This window comes from Mesorhizobium sp. M1342 (genome assembly GCF_040317955.1).
Classification (GTDB): Bacteria; Pseudomonadota; Alphaproteobacteria; order Rhizobiales; family Rhizobiaceae; genus Mesorhizobium.
In genome coordinates, this window is sequence record NZ_JAMYLI010000005.1 from 134,421 (window position 1) to 152,187 (window position 17,767).

Here is a 17,767-nt window from a genome sequence, read left to right on the forward strand (position 1 = left end):
GTCAAGCCTCCACCAGACTGAAGGTGACATCGCAGGCGCCGTTGCGCCGGATGCCGCCGCAAGCGGCGGCGAACTGATCGCGCTCCCCGGCACGCACCTGCGCCACCACGCTGCCGGCCAGCCAGCCGATCGGGAACAGGAGCCGCGCACCCTGGCCGTAATAGAGGCCGATGTCGAAGATCGCATTGGGATTGCCGCCCCACATGCGTGGCGGCACATAGGACAGCACGATGTCGCCCGGCTGCGGGTTCAGCGTTGCGTTCTCGGCCGGCAGCGGTTTTGCATAGGCCTGGCCCTCGAGGTCGGCTGGTGGAACCGGACAGGAAATCTCCGGCCCCGTCCACATCGCGTGGATGCCCGGAACAACGCGTGGCGTGCCGAGATAGGCCAAGAGGAAGGCAGCGTTTTCCGGTGCCTTTTCGGGCAGCAACAATGCCGTGACGGAAAGCTGCGAGCGCGGCTCGGTGATCCTGATGGCGGTCATGTCTGGTCTTTCGCGGCGGCAGCCTGCAGCTTGCTGCGCAGAAAGGTGAAGGGGCGGCTGATGTCGGCGACCAGCGACTCGCGCGCCGCCTGCGCATCCTGCGTGGACAGCGCCGTGACGATGCGGCGGTGATACTGGGCGGTGTCGACCTCGCCGGCTTCCGAGAAGGCGTAGATGGCGACACGGATGCAGGGGCCCGATTGCAGCCACAGGCTCTCGATCATCGGGATCAGCACGGCCGAACCGCAGGAGCGGTAGATCTCGAAGTGAAAGCTCTGGTTGAGCGTCACTTCGCGATCGACGTCCTTCTTGTGTTTCAGCGCCCGCATCTCGTCCCATTCGCCGAGAATGGTCTCTATGGTGGCGATCTGGCGCGGACCCATGCGGGCGGCGGCAAGCGCGATCGCCTCGCCCTCGATCAGGATGCGGGCCCGCAAGAGATCGTCGAGGCGTTCCAGCGTGATCGGCGGCACGCGCACCGAACGGTTGGGCAACGCCTCCAGCGCCTTTTCGGTGATCAGCCGGCCCAGCGCCTCGCGCACCGGCATAGTCGAGGTGACCAGCGCATCGGCCAAGCCACGGATGGTCAGCACCTGGCTTGGTTCGAACAGCCCGCCGATCAGGGCACGGCGCAGTTCGGAGTAGACGCGGTCCTGTACCGTTCCGCGGCCGACCGGCGCAAGTTGGGCCGCGATCGCCTCGTTGTTCTTTTCGATGGCAGCCTTTTGCATGGAATTCCGTTCTTGGCCGGTTTTCGGCTTGCGGATCAAATTAAAGCCGAATAGCGTGATCAAAGCAAGTGTGATCACAAATCAATAATCAGAAGGCGGCAACGATCGTCTTCGGCCAGAGGGTTTGATGAGCGAGGCAACCAAACGGCAAGGGGAAACCCGCGCGCCGGTTCTGACGGCAAGAAATGTCGTCAGGCGGTTCGGCGGCCTTGTCGCGGTCAACGATGTCTCGTTTGAAGTCAAAGCGGGAGAAATCCTCGGCCTGATCGGCCCCAACGGCGCCGGCAAGACGACGATGTTCGACCTGCTTGCCGGAAGCATCCTGCCGACCAGCGGTGAAATCCTTCTCAACGGTACGCCAGTCTCGGGCGAAGCCGCACATCTGCGCATCGGACGCGGTCTCGGCCGCACCTTCCAGATACCGCGCCCGCTGCCCAATCTGACGCTGATCGAAAACATCATGCTGGCGGCACAACGTCAGGCCGGCGAAAAGCTGCTCGCCAATTTCGTCACGCCATGGCGCGTCGCCGCGCAGGAAAGAGCCGCCAGGACAAAGGCGCTCGAACTGCTGGAACTGGTCACCCTCACCCGCCTCGCACACGAGCCGGCGCGCGTGCTTTCCGGCGGCCAGCGCAAGCTCCTCGAACTCGCCCGCGTCATGATGGCCGACCCGGCGATCATCCTGCTCGACGAACCGGCCGCCGGAGTCAACGCGACGCTGCTCGAAGTCATCATAGACCGCATCCGCGATATCAACGCGCGCGGCATCACCTTCCTGCTCATCGAGCACAATATCGACATGGTGACGCGGCTTTGCCATCGCGTCCTCGTCATGGCGAGCGGCCAGCTGCTCAGCGAAGGCACGGCAGAGGAAGTCGCCCGCGACCCACGTGTCATCGAGGCCTATCTCGGAGGCGCGGCATGAGCGAGATCGTCCTCGATGTCCGCGACCTCGAGGCCGGCTACGAGCCCGGCGTGCCGATCGTGCGCGGCGCCTCGATCATCGTCGCCAAGGGTGAGATCGTCGTCGTGCTGGGCCCCAACGGCGCCGGCAAGTCGAGCTTCATCAAGGCAATCGCCGGCCTCGTCCCGATCACCGGCGGCACGGTGTTTCTGGACGGCAAGGACATCACGGCCGCGCCTGCCCACACCATGGTTCGGCTCGGGCTTGCCTTCGTGCCGCAGACCGAAAACATCTTTCCGCTGATGTCGGTCGAGGACAATCTCAAAGTCGCCTGCGGCATCCTCGAACGGCGCGAGATCCCTGGCCGCATCGAGGAGATGTATTCGGCCTTCCCCGATCTCGTGCGCCAGCGTCGCACCGCCGCCGGCAATTTGTCGGGCGGGCAGCGGCAGATGCTGGCCGTCGCGCGCGCGCTGATCGTCCACCCCAAAGTGCTGGTTCTGGACGAGCCGTCGGCCGGCCTGTCGCCGAAATTCGTCTCGATGGTGTTCGAGATGCTGGCCGGCATCCGCAAGTCCGGCGTCACCATCCTTTTGGTCGAGCAGAATGCCAAGGCGGCACTCGCCATCGGCGACCGCGCCTATGTGCTGGTCGAAGGCAAGGACCGGCACGAGGGCATCGCCTCCGAACTATGGAACGATCCGGTGGTCGCCGAACTCTATCTTGGCCAGCGCCCCCGTAAGGCCGACACGGGAGGTGCGGCATGAGCCTGCAATTTGTCGTCGACGGATTGCTGACGGGTTCGATGATCGGCCTCGGCGCCATCGGCGTGACGCTCACCTATTCGATCCTGCGCTTCTCGAACTTTGCCCATGGCGACTTCATGGCCTGGGGAACCTATGCGACGCTGGCCGTCGTCAGCGCCATCGGCGCGACAGTCGGCAAGGTGGCGCCGATCGCACCGTTGTCCTTCGGCTGGCCGCTCATTGTTGCGCTCGCTATCGGCATGGCCTTCACCGCGCTCTTGGCGCTGCTGCTCGACAAGGTGCTGTTTTCGCGGCTTCGCTCGCAAGGCCAGGCGATCATCGTGGTGATGGCGAGCTTCGGCGCCTCGATGGCGCTGAGAAGCTTGCTCGAATTCACTTTCACCTCGCGGCCGACCTATTTCAGCCGGGCAATCCAGATCGCCATGCCGGTCGGCTTCGGCATCCGCATCACGCCCGACCAGATCGCCCTGCTGCTACTGACCGCGGTGCTGGTGCTCGGCGTGCATCTGTTGATGACGCGCACGCAAACCGGCCGCTCGATGCAGGCCCTGAGCCAGAACGCGGCACTGGCCCGCATCGTCGGCATCGATGTCGCCAGCGTGGTGCGCGTCACCTGGGTCATCGGCGGGGCGCTGGCCTGCGTGGCCGGCGTGATGATCGGCATTCTGGTGCAGATCCGCCCGTTCATGGGTTTCGACATGCTGCTGCCGATGTTCGCTGCCGCCATTCTCGGCGGCATCGGCAGCATTCCTGGCGCGGTGCTCGGTGGCTTGATCATCGGGTTCGCCGAAGCCGGTGCAGTACAGCTGATCGGAGCCGAGTGGCGCGCCGCCGTCTCCTTCATCATCCTGATGGCGGTGCTGTTCGTGCGGCCTATCGGCCTGTTTGGTGTGAGGGAACGCTGATGGACCTGCTCGGCTACGGCGCCTTCTTCCTGACCACCGCGCTGATCTTTTCGCTGGTCACGCTGGGGCTCAATCTGCAATGGGGGCTGACCGGCCTGTTCAATGTCGGCCTCGCCGGCTTCGTCGCCATCGGCGCCTATACATCGGCGCTGCTGACCACACCGGACGATGCCGCGCGGCTGGGCGGCTTCGGCCTGCCGATCCTTGTCGGCTGGCTCGGCGCCATGGTTGTCGGCGGCATCGCCGCGGCGCTTACCGGCATGGCGACGCTGCGGCTGAGATCCGACTATCTTGCGATCACCACCTTCGGCGTCGCCGTGGTGGTGCAACTGGTCGCGCTCAACGCGCAGAAGCTGACCGGCGGCCCGTTCGGCATCGGTTTCATCCCGCGCCCCTTCGGCAGCCTTGCCGAGACGCCGCTGCTGTTCAACCTGTCCAACCTCGCGGTCGTATCGGTGGTGACGCTGATCGCCTATCTCGCTTTGGAGCACCTGTCGCGCAGCCCATGGGGGCGGGTTTTGAAGGCGTTGCGCGAGGATGAGCGGGCGGCGATCTCGCTTGGCAAGAGCGCGCGTTTCTACCGCGTCCAGGCCTTTGCCGTCGGCGGCGCCATCATGGCGCTGGCCGGCGCGCTGCAGGCGCACTTCACCGGCTTCATCGCGCCGGACAATTATTTGCCGATCCTGACCTTCCAGGTCTGGGTGATGCTGATCGTCGGCGGCTCGGGCAGTAATCTTGGCGCCGTCATCGGCAGCATCCTGGTGTGGGCGATATGGGCCGGATCGGGCACGCTGACCAGCATCCTGTTCCCGCCGGAACAGCAGGCTCGCGCCGCCGCGCTGCAGATCGCCGCCATCGGCGTCATGCTCTGCGTCATCCTGCTGATCCGGCCGAACGGCCTGTTCGGCGACAGGCCGCGGCGGCGCCGCTTCAGCAAGCGGGCGAAGATCGCTGCGGGCGAGAGCAGTTCCGGCTCATGAATGCCGTGATCCGGCAGGAGGCACAAGGCGCTTCGCTCTGGCATGCCGTCAGCGGTAGCCGCCGCGAGCGGCCGGCGCTGCAAGGTGGGCTCAATGTCGACCTGGCCATTGTCGGCGGCGGCTTTTCCGGCCTTTCAACCGCGCTGCACGCCGCCGGGAAAGGCCTTTCCGTCGCCGTTCTCGAAGCCGAATTCATCGCCTGGGGCGCGACCGGCAGGAATGCGGGCTTCGTCGTACCAAACTTCGCCAAGATGGACCCGGTCGACATACTGGCCCATCTCGGACCTTCGCGCGGCGAAAGACTGATCGATTTCGCCGCCGGCAGCGCCGACCTGGTCTTCCGCCTGATCCGGCAGCACGGCATCGACTGCGACGCGGTGCAGAACGGGTGGATCCAGCCGGCGCATTCGCCAGCCGCCTTCGAGAAGGTCAAGTCACGTGCCGGGCAATGGGCACAGCTTGGCCGGCCGGCAGTCACACTGGATCGGCAGGAAGTCGAAGCACTGACGGGTGTGCCAGGCTATGTCGGTGGCTGGATGGATCGTTCTGGCGGCGTGCTCAATCCGGTCGCCTATGCACGCGGGCTCGCCGATGCGGCGGAGAAGGCCGGCGCGCGCATCTTCGAGCTGACGCGCGTCACCTCGGTTGATCGCATAGCCGATGGCTGGGTGCTGAAAACGCCGGCGGGATCGGTACGCGCCGCAAAGGTGTTGATCGCCACCAACGCCTATGGCTGGTCCCTCAATCCGTCATTGCAGCGAACCTATTTCCCGCTCAAGGTTTTCCAGATCGCCACGGCGCCGCTGCCGCCCGAAATCCGCGCGCGCCTCTTGCCCGGTGGGCAAGGTGTCGGCGACACCAGGCGCAATCTCTTCACCTTCCGCTTCGACGCCGATAACCGGCTGATCAGCGGCGGCATGCACATCCTTGGCACCGGTGCCGACACGCGCGTACCGCAGACGATCTGGCGAAGGCTTGGCCGACATCTCAATCTGCCCGACCTGCCGCCACTCGCCTATAGCTGGTCGGGAATGGCCGCGGTCGAACCGGATTTCCTGCCGCACCTAATCGACCTCGGCCCAGGCCTGATCGCCGGGCGCGCCTGCAACGGCCGCGGCATCGCCATGACCACGGCGATGGGCAAGGTTCTGGCGGACTGGGCCGCTGGAACCGAGGCCCGCGACCTGTCGCTGCCCTTTGCGCCGCCGGCGCCAATCCCGTTCCATGCCTTGCTGCGGCACGCGCCCAACATGCTGCTCGGCTGGAGCATGCTGCGCGATCGGCTGGACAGGACGAGCTAGGCCGACAGTAGCTTGGCAGCGTCAAGGTTTGCCGACAGCACGGCGGCCGCCATCGCGATGTCCTCTTCTATGAAGACCCGCACAGTGGGGCCGCTGCGTTGCTCCAGTGCGGCGACGATCTTGCGATGCGCGTCGTTGGAGTGCGGGATGTAGCGATCGGCCTGCATCAGCAGCTTGAGATAGGGTCCAACCCGCCCCCAGAGGTCGCGGATCATGTTCAACAGGATCGGCGCGCCGGCCTGCTGGTAGATGGCAAAGTGGAACGCTTCGTTCAGCGTCAGATAGGCCCGAGCGTCACCGGCCTCGATGGCACGCTGCATGCCGGCGAGCGTGGCCTGGATGTCAGCGAGCGCGCTCTCCGTCATCCTGGTCGCTGCCATCTCGCCCGCCAGTCCCTCGACGGCGATGCGGATGCGCGTCAGCTCCTCGAAGGCAGGCGCGGACAGCAACGGCACGATGACCGAGCGGTTGTTCTGCATCTCGAGCAGCCGCTCGGCGACAAGCCTCTGCAGCGCCTCGCGGATCGGTGTCGTCGAGATGCCGAAGGTCTCGGCGAGTTTGCGGATGACCAGCGTCTGCCCGGGGCTGAAGCCACCGGAAATCAATTCCTGCTTGAGCGAGCCATAGGCGCGGTCATTCAGGGTTTGATGTTCGAGCTTCAGCATGCGCGGCCCGCCCCGATCACCAGTTCGACAGGGCGCGATCGAGCGTCTCGGCCAGTTGCTCGGCATTGTCCCTGGCAAAGGGCAGTGGTGGCCTGATCTTCAGCACATTGCCGCGCGGGCCGCAGGACGAGATCAGCACGCCGTCCTCGCGCATGGTTTCGACGACCGCCGATGTCTTGGTGGCGGCCAGCGCCTCGTCACCGTCCGCCGTCAGCTCGACGCCGAAATAGAGGCCGTTGTGCCTGATATCGGCGACCGCGCCATGCCGGCTCTGCAGGGCGCGCAGCAGTTCACTCGTATAGGCGCCGACGTTGCGTGCATTCTCGATCAAACCTTCGCCCTCGATCACCTCAAGCACGGCGAGGCCGACGGCGGCCGCGACGGGATTGCCGCCGAAAGTGTTGAAATAACCGGTGTTCGAGCCGAACGAGGCGACAAGCTGCGGCCGCACCAGCACCGCACCCATCGGATGCCCGTCGCCGATCGGCTTGCCCATCGTGACGATGTCCGGCTCGATGCCATAATTGGCGAAGCCCCACATGCCCTGGCCGAGCCGGCCGAAGCCAGACTGGACCTCATCGGCAATGACGATGCCGCCGGCCTTTTTTACATTGTCGGCCGCCTCGCGCATTACCGCCGCATCCGGAAAGAAGATGCCGTCGCTGGAAAAGGCCGAATCGAGGAGCAGCGCCGCCGGCCGGACATTTCTTGCGCCCATGTCCTCAATGGCTGCTGCGACATTTTTCGCAAAATCATTCGCGGCCCGGCCATGGTCGCGGAACGTGTCCGGCGCTGTCACGGTGCGGTGCTGCGCGGGCACGCCCTTTGCCCCGACCGCCGCCGGCGACAGCTGCGCCGTTGCGATCGTGGCGCCGTGATAGGCGAAGTCGGTGATGATCACCCCGGTGCCGCCGCTGGAATGCTGGGCGATGCGGATGGCGAGGTCGTTGGCCTCGCTGCCGGTACAGGTGAACATGGCGTGACCGAGATGGGCCGGGACGGTGCCGAGGAGTTTTTCCGCGTAATCGAGGATGATTTCGCTGAGATAGCGTGTGTGGGTGTTGAGCGTGGCGGCCTGCCCCGACAGCGCCTCGACGACACGCGGATGGCAGTGGCCGACCGAGGCGACGTTGTTGTAGGCGTCGAGGAACTTGCGGCCCTGCGCATCGTAGAGCCACACACCGCTGCCATGCACAAGATGGATGGGGTTGCGATAGAAGGCGCGGTAGGTCGGCCCGAGCAGCCTGGCGCGGCGTTCGAGCAGCGCGCGCTCCGATGCCGCGTCGGCATTTGCAGGGTATAGCGAGGATTGGGACACGAGCATCTACTCCGGATTGGAATGGTCGAGAAAATAGCGGCGGGCATCAGCGGACGACAGGCCGTCCAGCCGTTCGAGTGAGGCCCAGACTTCGGTGGCGAGGCGCAGCACATAGTCGCGCTTGGCCGGGAAGCGCTCGGCCTGCCAGCTGGCGATGTTGACGATGAGCGCAAGGCGGGCACGGATCAGATCGAAGAGAATGCCGATCTCTTCCTCCTCCAGTGGCTGGACCGATTGATAGCCGGCGACAAAACGTGCTGCCGGCGCCAGCGGATGGCCTTCCGCCGGCCAGCGGTAGACGGCGCCGATGGCGAGGTCGCAGATCAGCGGCGAATGGATCATGTCGCCGAAATCGAGGATGCCGCTGACGACCTCCGGCCGCGACGCGTCCATCATCACATTGTAGGAGTTCATGTCGTTATGGACGATCTGCGCGCGCAGGGTCGGGATGACCGGCGCCGCATGCTGCTCGAAGGAGTCGATCGCGCGCTCGACCATCGCCCTCCGGTCCGGATCAGTGATGTGCGCCAGCATCGGCCGCGTCTTGGCGACCTTGCGGATATCCCAGAGCAGGTCGCTGCCGGCGGCCGGGTGGAAGAAACCGCGCAGCGCCCGGCCAAGGCGGGCGAGGAAGACGCCGAGATTGCGATCCTGCGCATCGGAAGTCGGCGAGCGCGACAGCAGCTGACCGGGCAGATAAGTCACCAGCCGGACGATGCGCGGTGCCGATCCACCAACACTGGCCGTAAATTGCGCTTCGCCCTCAAGGCTTTTGCGCACCGAGGGAACCGGCAAGGTGGGGTCGACTGCAAGGATGTGGTCGAGCGCCTTGTTCTGGAAATCGGTGAAGCCGGCCTCTTCCGCCGGATGGGAGATCTTTAGAACGAACTCACGCTCGCCGTCGGCCTGGATGTGGAAATTGTGGTCGCGTTCGCCAGGCAGCGGACGCGCGGTGCCGGTCAGCCCGTAGTGCCGGCGCAGGATGGCAAGCGCGTCGGTCGTCGAGACATGGGGCGCGTCCTCGGCGAGCGTTTCGCCGAAAGCATCGGGGACGGCTGCATTCATGGCTTGGCCTCGATAGGTTCGAGGCCGCACCAGTCGGCGATGAACAGCGCGATCGTCTGGGTGACCTTGCGCACCGAGTCGAGATCGACGGCCTCGTCATAGCCATGCGGCATGCGGCAGATCGGGCCGTAGACGATCGCCGGCGTGTCAGCATAGAGGCCGAAGAAGCGCGCATCAGTGGTCGCCGAGGTGACGTGCTCCGTCAGCGGCTCGCCCCACACGGCGGTGTGGCTGCGACGCAGCACCGCTTCCATCTCGTCGGCGCCTTCCAGCACATAGCCCTCGGCCATGAAGCCGTTGTAGGTCATCATCGGTGGGCGATTGGCCAGGAACGGATCGGCACGCGCCGCTTCGGCGATACAGGCCTCAAGCTCGGCCCTGGCGTCCTCGAGCTTCTGGCCGGGATAGGTAGCGACCCGCATCTCGAAGACACATCGCGCCGGAACGCTCGATGTCCATTCGCCGCCTTCGATCTTGCCGAGATTGAAGCGGATCGGGTGCGGGTGATCGTGAAAATGCCTGTCGTCGACCTTGCGCGCGTTCCAGACGATTTCGAGCTGCTTCAGCGCCTGGATGATGACGAACGCCTTTTCGATGGCATTGGCCCCGGCCGAGAATGCACCCGACGCATGCTGCGGATCGCCGTCAACCTCGACCCGGAACCAGATCGGCCCGACCTGCGCCCGCATCAGTCTCGGCTCCAGCGGTTCGGGAATGAAAGCGGCGTCGGCGCGGTAGCCACGCTGCAGGCAGGCGAGCGCGCCATTGCCGGTGCATTCTTCCTCGACCACCGACTGGAGATACACGTTCGCGGCAGGCTGATAGCCAAGGCTGCGCAATGCGGCCAGCGCATGGAGGCAGGCGGACAGGCCGGCCTTCATGTCGCCGGCGCCGCGGCCATGCATCCAGCCGTCCTGGACCACCGGATCGTAGGGATCGCGCACCCAGCGGTCGAGCGGTCCGGTCGGAACGACATCTATATGGCCGTTGAGGATCAGCGAGCGGCCGGTCGCGTTTCGCGGCGTATGCGTGGCAACGACATTGAAGGCGTCGTCATAAGAAACTGCCACGGGTGAAAAACCCGGCAGGTCGCGAATCGCATCGACATCGACGCGCCACATGTCGACGGCATAGCCGTCAGCCTCGTAGGCAGCCGCCATGAACGATTGTGCGGCATGTTCCTCACCACGCTGCGAAGGAAAACGCACGAGGTCTTGCAGAAACGCTACCTGCCGCGCGAAGCCGCCATCGACCGCGCTGAGAATGGCCTCGTCCGCAATCCGCTCAGGCATTATGTTTCACTTTCATCTGAATGGTGTATCATATCTCATATGCCATTTCTGTGAAATGCAAGAGGCATACGCGCCAAACTTTCAGTCCAGGACTTGCCGTTCAATGCTGCCATGGTCTGGGGAGTTGGCATCGGATGCAGCAAGCCGATACTGCTATCTCTGGAAGACATGACGAGGAATGCGTTGATCACCGAAGACACGATGCCGGCCGAAATCACCGATCTCGCCATTGGCTACCATCGCCTGCCGGCGGGCAAGCTTGCCAATGCGGTGACGTGGATGGAGGCGCGCTCGCCGCAGCCCGATCTCGCGCACCCCTTGGCCATGACACGGATCACGCCCCCCGACTGCGCTTCCTACCGGGCGATTTTCCTAGAGATCGGCGCGCCCTGGCTTTGGGACCGTGTTTCCGAAATGTCCGATGCCGAAATCACCGAGCATTTCGCCGACCCGCGCCAGCATCTCTACTACGGCTACGATGAAAGCGGCGCTCATCTCGGCATGGTCGAATTCTTCGTCGCCGACAGCAGAGAAATCGAGATCACCTATTTCGGCCTATTCCCGTCCCTGACCGGCAGAGGTTTCGGTAAGCGGCTGATGGCCGGTGCGCTGGATCTCGCATGGCGTCTCGATCCGAGCCGCATCTGGCTGCACACAAGCAGCTTCGATCATCACAGCGTCATCGGGTTCTACAGTGCCTGCGGGTTCGTGCCCTTCGCGACCGGGTTTGAGATTGTCGACGATCCCCGGATCAAGGGAACCTTGCCGCGCGATGCCGCACCGCAGATTCCGCTGATCGAAGCGGAGTGGAGCGACTGCAGCAGTAGCAAGGGAGTCCCGTCCTCCCCGGAGAACCGGCAGGTTGCACGGACCTAGATGAGAACAGCTCCGCAATCCGTCAGCCAAGCGTCGCCGCACCATCGCCGATGGGTGCGCCGCGAGACCATCCTGTCGACGCTGGAGCGCCACATCGACACGCGGATCGTGCTGTTCGCCGCGCCCGCCGGCTTCGGCAAATCGACGACAATGGCGCAATGGGCCACGGAGGTCGCGCGCCACGGCCGGCTGACCGCATGGCTATCCTGCGAGGCAACCGACAATGACGAGGGCGCCTTCCTGTCGCATCTGGTGGGCGCGCTCCGCCATCTCGTCCAGAGCCCAGCGGAACTCGACCTTGCCTTCCAGTCCAGCCCGATCCCCCAGCTCGATGTCATGCTCGCGGCACTGGTCACGGGCCTTGCAGCGCGCGAAGCTGACATCACGCTGTTCTTCGACGACTACCACGCTGTCGAGGCGACGGCGGTGAAGCGGTTCATGGAGCGCCTGACCCGGCAGGCGCCGGCAAACGTCGCCTTCGTCATCGGCTCGCGCAGCCTGCCCGATCTGCAACTCGGCAAGCTCAGGGTGCTGGGCGACATCTTCGAAATCGGCCCCGACGATCTGCGTTTCGCCTCGTCCGAGGCCGAGGCTTTCTTCAACGAGAAGCTGGGCCTGAGCGTCAGCAGCGGCACAGTGGAGACCTTGTGCTCGCGTACCGAAGGATGGGCCGCCGGCCTGCAGCTCGCCTCGCTCTCGCTGAGTGCCGCACACGCACCCGAAACCGTCATCGGCAATTTTACAGGCGCCAACCGCAACGTCGCCGACTTCCTGATGGGCGAAGTGTTTCTGGAGCTGCCGCCGGCAATCGCAAAATTCCTGCTCTACAGTTCGATCTTCGAACGCTTCAGCGCCGAAGCCTGCCGGGCGGTGATGCGCGCGGCGGATGCCGAGGCGGCGATTACCGAGATCGAGACGCGCAACCTGTTCCTGGTGCCGCTCGATGAAGAGCGACGCTGGTTCCGCTACCATCATCTGTTCCGCGATTTCCTCAGCCGCGAAATGGAACGGCGCGAACCGGAGATGATCGCGCCGCTGCATCTGGCGGCCGCCGAATGGTTCGGCGAACGCAAGATGCTGACCGAGGCGATCGGGTACGCGCTGGCCGCCGGCGACCAGGCACGCGCGGCGGTATTCGTCGAAAACAACGCGCTCGACCTCATCGCCCAGTGCCAGCTTCTCTACGTGCGCCAGCTGCTCGCGCTGCTGCCTAGGAAACTGATCGACCAGCGCATCCGGCTGCAACTGGTGGTGCTTTGGCTGGCGGTGCACAGCAGCCAACCCGAGATTGCCCAGCAGACGCTGAGCAATGCGCGCAAGCTGGTCGAGACCGGACCGACTGACAGCAATGACCCAGGCACCATGACCGGCACAACGATCGAGGCCGAACTGGTGGTTCTCGCCGCTGCCGTCCACAGCACGCTGGAGCAGTTCGATCAGGCGCGCGACACAGCACTTGCGGCCCTGCGCGTCATCTCACCCGATGCCTGGTTCATGGAAGGCGCGACCGCCAATGTCATCGGCTACAACCTCTATGCGCTGGGTGACCTCGAAGGTGCCCGCGCCGCGATCGATGCGGCGCGACGGGCGCATGAGCGAAGCGGCAGCCTGCTCGGCGTCACCATTGCCAATTGCTACATGGCCGTTGTCGAGCGTTCGGCGGGCCGCTTGCCCGCCGCCGAGCGGCTGCTGCGCAACGCCATCATCGAGGCCAGGGCGCGGATCGGTGCTAATTCCTATGCCGAGGCCTTGGCCGGAACGCTGCTAGCCGAGCTCGCCTACGAGACCAATGCGTCGGGCGAAGCGCTGACCCTGGTCGAGAATCTCGGCCCGCAGATCGAGGGCGCGGCGGTCATCGTCTATCCCCTTGCCAGCGTGCCGACCTATGCCCGTGTGCTGCAGCTGACCGGTCGCACCGAAGCCGCACTGGACATGCTGGAGCGCGTCTATCAACGCGTGCGCGGCACGGTGTATCGCCGCCTGGCATCGATGATCATGCATGACCGCGTACGTGTGCTGCTCGACCAGAACCGCAATGCCGAGGCGCGCGCGCTGCTGGCCGAGCATCGCGGCGAAGAGACCGAGACTTCGACGGTCATCACCACCGCAAACGAGTTCGAGTTCTTTGCCGAGGGCCGTTTGCTGACGGCGGAAAAATCCTATGCCGATGCAGCGGGGGTTTTCGACGCGCTTCTGGAGCGCACGAGAACTAGCGGGCGCATGCGTCGCCATATATTGGCGCTGATCCTGCGAGCCAAAGCGGCCAGCGCTGCCCACGACCAACGCGAGGCAGACCGCAATCTCCTCGATGCGTTGCGTCTCGCCCAACCTTCCGGCTTCATCCGTTCCTTCGTCGACGAGGGAAGGTCTGTCGTCGAAGGGTTGATGCGGCTGCGTGCTGCCCAGGCGAAGACCGACCCCGCGCTGTCAGCCTATGCCACGCGCATCATCGATGCAGCGCAGGCGATGCCCGTGGCGGCGCGCAAGCTGGCCGCACCAGCCGCTGAGAAGGAACAGCTCACCCAGCGCGAGGCCGAACTGCTGCGCTATCTCACTGAGGGCATGTCCAATCGCGATATCGCCTTGGCGCTGTCGGTGAGCGAAACCACGGTGAAATGGCACCTGAAGAACATTTTCGGCAAGCTTGCGGTATCCAACCGGGTGCAGGCGGTGCGCGCCGCGCAAGGGTCAGCAGGCGCCTATACCCCTCCGAAAGGAGGGGCATAGATACAGGCGCAGCCCCTCTTTCGGGTCGGGCCACATGATCGTTAGCCTGCTAGCGTCACCTGGTTTTTAGAGGACGCTGCGAATGGCGACAGGCTACGTTTTTCACGAACAGCTGATGTGGCATGACACCGGCTCCAGCGCCGACATGATGCCTCCCGGCCGTTTCGTGGAACCCGGCCGCCATCTGGAATCCCCTGGCTCGAAGCGGCGGCTGAACAACCTCATCCAGGTCAGCGGCCTGTCGCGCCATCTCGTCCCGATTATCCCCGAGCCGGTCTCGGTCGAGGACCTGTTGCGCGTCCACACGCAACGTCACGTTGACGACATCAGGATGCTCAGCGAGCGCGGCTCCGGTTTCGCCGGGCCGCAGGCGCCAATCGGCCTCAACAGCTTCGACATCGCGCTGCTGTCTGCCGGCACCACCTATGCCGCGATGCGCGCCGTGCTGACCGGACGCGTCGACAATGCCTATGCGCTGGCGCGGCCGCCGGGGCACCATGCCGAGCCTGATCAGGCGATGGGCAACTGCCTGTTCTCCAACATCGGCGTCGCTGTCCGCCGGCTGCAGCATGAAGGCCTGCTTGGCCGCGCCGCAGTGGTCGACTGGGATGTGCACCACGGCAACGGCACCGAGACGGTGTTCTATTCCGACCCGTCGGTGCTGACCATTTCCTTGCATCAGGACAATCTCTACCCGACCGGGCGCGGTGCGCTGGCCGACAACGGCAAAGATGCCGGCGAAGGCTACAACATAAACATACCGCTGCCGGCGGGCAGCGGCACCGGCGCCTATGAAGCGACTTTCGACCGTGTCGTCGCGCCGGCGCTGCGTGCCTACAGACCGGACCTCGTCATCGTCGCGTCCGGCTTCGATGCGTCCGGCTTTGATCCGCTCGGCCGCATGATGCTCAACAGCGAATGCTTCAGGCGGCTCGCCGCGCGCATGGTGGCGCTGGCCGCCGAAACTTCGCAAGGGCGCCTGATGATGACCCATGAGGGCGGCTACTCCGAGGGCTATGTGCCGTTCTGCGGCCATGCCGTCATCGAGACTCTGGCCAACCATCGCACCGAAGTGGTCGACCCGTTGTCGGAGCATATCGACGAATGGGCGGGGCAGGATCTGCAGTCGCATCAGGCCGCGGCGATCGATGCCGCCGAAGGCCTGCTCGCCGGCCTGCGCCAACGTCTCGCCAGTGCGGCCTGACGCGATGGATTTTCTCATCACCACGCTGCTCAATGCGCTGACGCTGATCAGTATCCTGATGCTGGTCGGGCTCGGGCTGGCGATCAGCTTCGGGCTGATGAACGTGACCAATTTGGCGCATGGCGAGTTCGTCACCGTCGGCGCTTTCGCGGTTTATTTCGTCCAGAGCGTGGGCGGCTCGTTCTGGCTGGGCCTGGCGGCGGCGCCCGTTGCCGGCGCGGTGGTCGGCTGTATCCTCGAGTTCGCCATCATCCGCCATCTCTATTCCAGGCCGGTCTCGACCGTGCTTGCCACCTGGGGCGTCAGCCTGATCCTGCAGCAAGGGCTGGAACTGATCTTCGGGCTCGGCGCCAAGCCGGTGACGCCGCCGATCGAGGGCACGCTCGATCTTTTCTTTACCGTCTATCCGGCCTACCGGCTGATCCTGATCGGCATTGCCATGCTGACCTTGCTCGGCGTCATCCTGTTGATCAGCCGGACGCCCTTCGGTCTCGACATCCGCACCGTCATCCAGAACCGCGAGATGGCCGAAGGCGTCGGCATCAATACCCGGCGCACCTACGCCATCGCCTTCACCTTCGGCGCGGCAATCGCCGGCCTTGCCGGCGGACTGGTCGCACCGCTGGCAATCGTGCTGCCGCAGATGGGGGTGAACTATCTCGCCAACGCCTTCTTCGTCGTCATCGTCGGTGGTGTCGGCTCGATCGGCGGCCTTGTCGCCGGCAGCGTCTTCGTCGGCGGACTGACCAGCATCCTCAACTATCAGATTTCGCCGTCGCTGGCGCAGGCGATCGTGCTGCTGGCTGCCATCGTCGCTGTCCGTCTGCGGCCCAACGGCCTGTTCAACGGAGCGTCGCGATGATCGCCCGCGACCGCAACTGGCTGATGATCTTTGCCGTCTGCGTGGCGCTCGCGATCATCTATCCGTTCTTTGCCGGCGGCTATCAGTTGACGGTGATCCGCGACGCGCTGATCTTCGGCCTGTTCGCGGCGAGCCTCGACTTCTTCTGGGGCCGCACCGGAATCCTGTGTTTCGGCCACGCCGCCTTCTTCGGCATCGGCGGCTACATCATGGCGCTGGTTACGCTCAATGATGCCATCCCCTTCGGAAGCCTGCTTGGCATCATCGGTGCGGTGGCGGGTGCGGCCTTCGTCGCCGCCATCATCGGCTACTTCCTGTTCTTCGGCGGCATTCGTGGCAGCTATTTCACCATCGTCACGCTGGCCATGGGCGTCATCTGCCAGCAGGCCGCGGTTTCCTGGAGTTCGGTCACCGGCGGCGACAGCGGCCTGATCGGCATTCCGCCGATCGAGTTCGATCTTGGCGGCCTGCATGTCGATCTGAGCCAGGATCTGCCCTCCTATATCTTCGTCTCGGCTATCGTCGCCGTGACGGTGGTGGCGCTGTGGTCGATCAGCCGCGGCCGCTGGGGCACGGTGCTGACCGCAATCCAGGACAATGAAGTCCGGGCGGCCGCGCTCGGCCACAATGCGCCGTTGCGGCTGCTCGTTACTTTCGTCTTGTCGGCGGCGATCGCCGGACTTGCCGGCGCGCTCTATGTCTGCATGGCAGGACTGGTGGCGCCCGACCTGTCCGGACTGCTCCTGTCGACGGAGGTGATCGTCTGGGTGGCGGTCGGCGGGCGCGGCACGCTGCTTGGGCCAGTACTGGGCGCCATCTTCATTCAGCGCGCGCAGCAGACGATCAGCAGCTTCAACCCGAGCCTGTGGCCCCTTCTGCTCGGCTGTGTCTTCGTCATCATCGTCTTCGTCCTGCCGGATGGCATCCTGTCGATCTACGCGCGGCTGAAAGGCCTGTTCAAGGGCGGGAGGCGCGCGCAATGAGCGACATCCTGCTGCAGGCCGAGAACGTCGGTATCCGCTTTGGCGGGCTGCAGGCGCTGGAGGCTCTGAACCTCACGGTGCGCGACAAGGAACTCTGCTGCATCATCGGGCCGAACGGCGCTGGCAAGAGCACCTTCCTCAACGTGCTGACCGGCACGCTGCGTCCGACCAGCGGCAGCGTGCGCTTCCTCGGCCACGACATAGCCGGCTTGCCGCTGCATCGCATCGCCCGGCTCGGCATTGCCCGCAAGTTCCAGATCCCCTCTGTCTTCCCGAGCCTCTCGGTGGAGGATAATCTCAAGGTCGCGCGCTGGGGGGCGCCTTCGCCTGCGCGCCCGGTTGGCGAACTCTTGGAGCTGGTCGCGCTGACCAACCGCGCCGCCACGTTGGCCGGCGAACTCGCGCATGGCCAGAAGCAATGGCTGGAGATCGGCATGGCGTTGGCGATAGAGCCGCGCCTGCTGTTGCTCGATGAACCCACTGCCGGCATGACGCCGCAGGAGACGCTGGCGACGGCGCAGATGCTGCTGCGACTCAAAGGTGAATTCTCGATCGTTGCCGTCGAGCACGACATCCGCTTCGTGCGGGCGCTGAACTGCGAGACGTTGGTGCTGCATCAGGGACGCCGGCTGCGCAGCGGTCCTTTCCATGACATCGAGACCGACGAGATGGTCCGCGATGTCTATCTGGGGAGGCGCTGATC

17 protein-coding genes are annotated in these 17,767 nt (G+C 64.9%); 11 read left to right on the forward strand and 6 right to left on the reverse strand.

Going from position 1 to position 17,767, the window contains the following annotated elements:
• Nucleotide 1: 1 nt before the first annotated feature.
• Both NKH06_RS06885 and NKH06_RS06890 read right to left on the reverse strand, forming a co-directional pair.
• Entirely contained in the window at nucleotides 2-484 is a 483-nt protein-coding gene (locus NKH06_RS06885) for a DUF3830 family protein (protein WP_128302373.1), read from the reverse strand.
• Entirely contained in the window at nucleotides 481-1,215 is a 735-nt protein-coding gene (locus NKH06_RS06890; RefSeq protein WP_352892584.1) for a GntR family transcriptional regulator, read from the reverse strand. The genes NKH06_RS06885 and NKH06_RS06890 overlap by 4 nt, the downstream gene beginning before the upstream one ends.
• 127 nt (nucleotides 1,216-1,342) lie before the next feature.
• On the opposite strand from NKH06_RS06890, the gene NKH06_RS06895 reads away from it, so the two are divergent.
• From NKH06_RS06895 to NKH06_RS06915, 5 genes are read left to right on the forward strand one after another with little or no spacing between them, the layout of a single operon-like run.
• Nucleotides 1,343-2,140 (forward strand): ABC transporter ATP-binding protein, encoded by a 798-nt coding sequence (locus NKH06_RS06895; protein ID WP_128302372.1) that lies wholly within the window; start codon nucleotides 1,343-1,345, stop codon nucleotides 2,138-2,140.
• Complete coding sequence (locus NKH06_RS06900; RefSeq protein WP_128302371.1) at nucleotides 2,137-2,886, forward strand: branched-chain amino acid ABC transporter ATP-binding protein; 750 nt, start codon at nucleotides 2,137-2,139, stop codon at nucleotides 2,884-2,886. The genes NKH06_RS06895 and NKH06_RS06900 overlap by 4 nt, the downstream gene beginning before the upstream one ends.
• The gene (locus NKH06_RS06905; protein ID WP_128302370.1) at nucleotides 2,883-3,791 is read left to right on the forward strand and encodes a branched-chain amino acid ABC transporter permease; all 909 of its coding nucleotides are present in this window, start codon (nucleotides 2,883-2,885) and stop codon (nucleotides 3,789-3,791) included. The genes NKH06_RS06900 and NKH06_RS06905 overlap by 4 nt, the downstream gene beginning before the upstream one ends.
• Nucleotides 3,788-4,771 carry a branched-chain amino acid ABC transporter permease gene (locus NKH06_RS06910; RefSeq protein ID WP_023808826.1) on the forward strand — a complete coding sequence of 328 codons (984 nt, stop codon included), beginning with the start codon at nucleotides 3,788-3,790 and terminating at the stop codon, nucleotides 4,769-4,771. The genes NKH06_RS06905 and NKH06_RS06910 overlap by 4 nt, the downstream gene beginning before the upstream one ends.
• Nucleotides 4,768-6,072, forward strand: a complete 1,305-nt coding sequence (locus NKH06_RS06915; RefSeq protein WP_352892586.1) for an NAD(P)/FAD-dependent oxidoreductase — start codon at nucleotides 4,768-4,770, stop codon at nucleotides 6,070-6,072. The genes NKH06_RS06910 and NKH06_RS06915 overlap by 4 nt, the downstream gene beginning before the upstream one ends.
• On the opposite strand, the gene NKH06_RS06920 is transcribed toward NKH06_RS06915, so the two are convergent.
• Genes NKH06_RS06920 through NKH06_RS06935 form a run of 4 tightly spaced genes read right to left on the reverse strand, consistent with a single transcriptional unit; the run spans nucleotide 6,069 to nucleotide 10,412 of the window.
• Nucleotides 6,069-6,737: a GntR family transcriptional regulator gene (locus NKH06_RS06920; RefSeq protein ID WP_352554771.1), complete on the reverse strand. Its 669-nt coding sequence runs from the start codon at nucleotides 6,735-6,737 to the stop codon at nucleotides 6,069-6,071. The genes NKH06_RS06915 and NKH06_RS06920 overlap by 4 nt on opposite strands.
• A gap of 16 nt (nucleotides 6,738-6,753) precedes the next feature.
• Nucleotides 6,754-8,061 carry an aspartate aminotransferase family protein gene (locus NKH06_RS06925; protein ID WP_352892588.1) on the reverse strand — a complete coding sequence of 436 codons (1,308 nt, stop codon included), beginning with the start codon at nucleotides 8,059-8,061 and terminating at the stop codon, nucleotides 6,754-6,756.
• A complete protein-coding gene (locus NKH06_RS06930) occupies nucleotides 8,062-9,120 on the reverse strand; it encodes a phosphotransferase (RefSeq protein ID WP_352892590.1) in 1,059 nt (352 codons plus the stop codon). It lies immediately after the preceding gene.
• A complete protein-coding gene (locus NKH06_RS06935) occupies nucleotides 9,117-10,412 on the reverse strand; it encodes an ArgE/DapE family deacylase (RefSeq protein ID WP_352892592.1) in 1,296 nt (431 codons plus the stop codon). The genes NKH06_RS06930 and NKH06_RS06935 overlap by 4 nt, the downstream gene beginning before the upstream one ends.
• 183 nt (nucleotides 10,413-10,595) lie before the next feature.
• Here NKH06_RS06935 and NKH06_RS06940 point away from each other — a divergent pair, with 183 nt between their 5' ends.
• The 6 genes from NKH06_RS06940 to NKH06_RS06965 all read left to right on the forward strand — a co-directional run bounded on the left by NKH06_RS06940 (nucleotide 10,596) and on the right by NKH06_RS06965 (nucleotide 17,765).
• Nucleotides 10,596-11,288: a GNAT family N-acetyltransferase gene (locus NKH06_RS06940; protein ID WP_352892593.1), complete on the forward strand. Its 693-nt coding sequence runs from the start codon at nucleotides 10,596-10,598 to the stop codon at nucleotides 11,286-11,288.
• Entirely contained in the window at nucleotides 11,289-14,015 is a 2,727-nt protein-coding gene (locus NKH06_RS06945; RefSeq protein WP_352554887.1) for a winged helix-turn-helix domain-containing protein, read from the forward strand.
• Nucleotides 14,016-14,097: 82 nt separating this feature from the next.
• Nucleotides 14,098-15,219 (forward strand): histone deacetylase-like amidohydrolase, encoded by a 1,122-nt coding sequence (locus NKH06_RS06950; protein WP_023808834.1) that lies wholly within the window; start codon nucleotides 14,098-14,100, stop codon nucleotides 15,217-15,219.
• A gap of 4 nt (nucleotides 15,220-15,223) precedes the next feature.
• Entirely contained in the window at nucleotides 15,224-16,081 is an 858-nt protein-coding gene (gene urtB, locus NKH06_RS06955; protein WP_031212284.1) for an urea ABC transporter permease subunit UrtB, read from the forward strand.
• A complete protein-coding gene (locus NKH06_RS06960; protein WP_352751157.1) occupies nucleotides 16,078-17,064 on the forward strand; it encodes a branched-chain amino acid ABC transporter permease in 987 nt (328 codons plus the stop codon). The genes urtB and NKH06_RS06960 overlap by 4 nt, the downstream gene beginning before the upstream one ends.
• Nucleotides 17,061-17,765 carry an ATP-binding cassette domain-containing protein gene (locus NKH06_RS06965; protein ID WP_023808837.1) on the forward strand — a complete coding sequence of 235 codons (705 nt, stop codon included), beginning with the start codon at nucleotides 17,061-17,063 and terminating at the stop codon, nucleotides 17,763-17,765. The genes NKH06_RS06960 and NKH06_RS06965 overlap by 4 nt, the downstream gene beginning before the upstream one ends.
• Nucleotides 17,766-17,767 lie beyond the last annotated feature (2 nt).

Excerpts from the sequence above, each read along its gene's own strand:
- NKH06_RS06885 (WP_128302373.1), bottom strand. The coding sequence starts at position 484 with ATGACCGCCATCAGGATCACCGAGCCGCGCTCGCAGCTTTCCGTCACG.
- NKH06_RS06890 (WP_352892584.1), bottom strand. The coding sequence starts at position 1,215 with ATGCAAAAGGCTGCCATCGAAAAGAACAACGAGGCGATCGCGGCCCAA.
- NKH06_RS06895 (WP_128302372.1), top strand. The coding sequence starts at position 1,343 with ATGAGCGAGGCAACCAAACGGCAAGGGGAAACCCGCGCGCCGGTTCTG.
- NKH06_RS06900 (WP_128302371.1), top strand. The coding sequence starts at position 2,137 with ATGAGCGAGATCGTCCTCGATGTCCGCGACCTCGAGGCCGGCTACGAG.
- NKH06_RS06905 (WP_128302370.1), top strand. The coding sequence starts at position 2,883 with ATGAGCCTGCAATTTGTCGTCGACGGATTGCTGACGGGTTCGATGATC.
- NKH06_RS06915 (WP_352892586.1), top strand. The coding sequence starts at position 4,768 with ATGAATGCCGTGATCCGGCAGGAGGCACAAGGCGCTTCGCTCTGGCAT.
- NKH06_RS06920 (WP_352554771.1), bottom strand. The coding sequence starts at position 6,737 with ATGCTGAAGCTCGAACATCAAACCCTGAATGACCGCGCCTATGGCTCG.
- NKH06_RS06925 (WP_352892588.1), bottom strand. The coding sequence starts at position 8,061 with ATGCTCGTGTCCCAATCCTCGCTATACCCTGCAAATGCCGACGCGGCA.
- NKH06_RS06930 (WP_352892590.1), bottom strand. The coding sequence starts at position 9,120 with ATGAATGCAGCCGTCCCCGATGCTTTCGGCGAAACGCTCGCCGAGGAC.
- NKH06_RS06935 (WP_352892592.1), bottom strand. The coding sequence starts at position 10,412 with ATGCCTGAGCGGATTGCGGACGAGGCCATTCTCAGCGCGGTCGATGGC.
- NKH06_RS06945 (WP_352554887.1), top strand. The coding sequence starts at position 11,289 with ATGAGAACAGCTCCGCAATCCGTCAGCCAAGCGTCGCCGCACCATCGC.
- NKH06_RS06950 (WP_023808834.1), top strand. The coding sequence starts at position 14,098 with ATGGCGACAGGCTACGTTTTTCACGAACAGCTGATGTGGCATGACACC.
- urtB (WP_031212284.1), top strand. The coding sequence starts at position 15,224 with ATGGATTTTCTCATCACCACGCTGCTCAATGCGCTGACGCTGATCAGT.
- NKH06_RS06960 (WP_352751157.1), top strand. The coding sequence starts at position 16,078 with ATGATCGCCCGCGACCGCAACTGGCTGATGATCTTTGCCGTCTGCGTG.
- NKH06_RS06965 (WP_023808837.1), top strand. The coding sequence starts at position 17,061 with ATGAGCGACATCCTGCTGCAGGCCGAGAACGTCGGTATCCGCTTTGGC.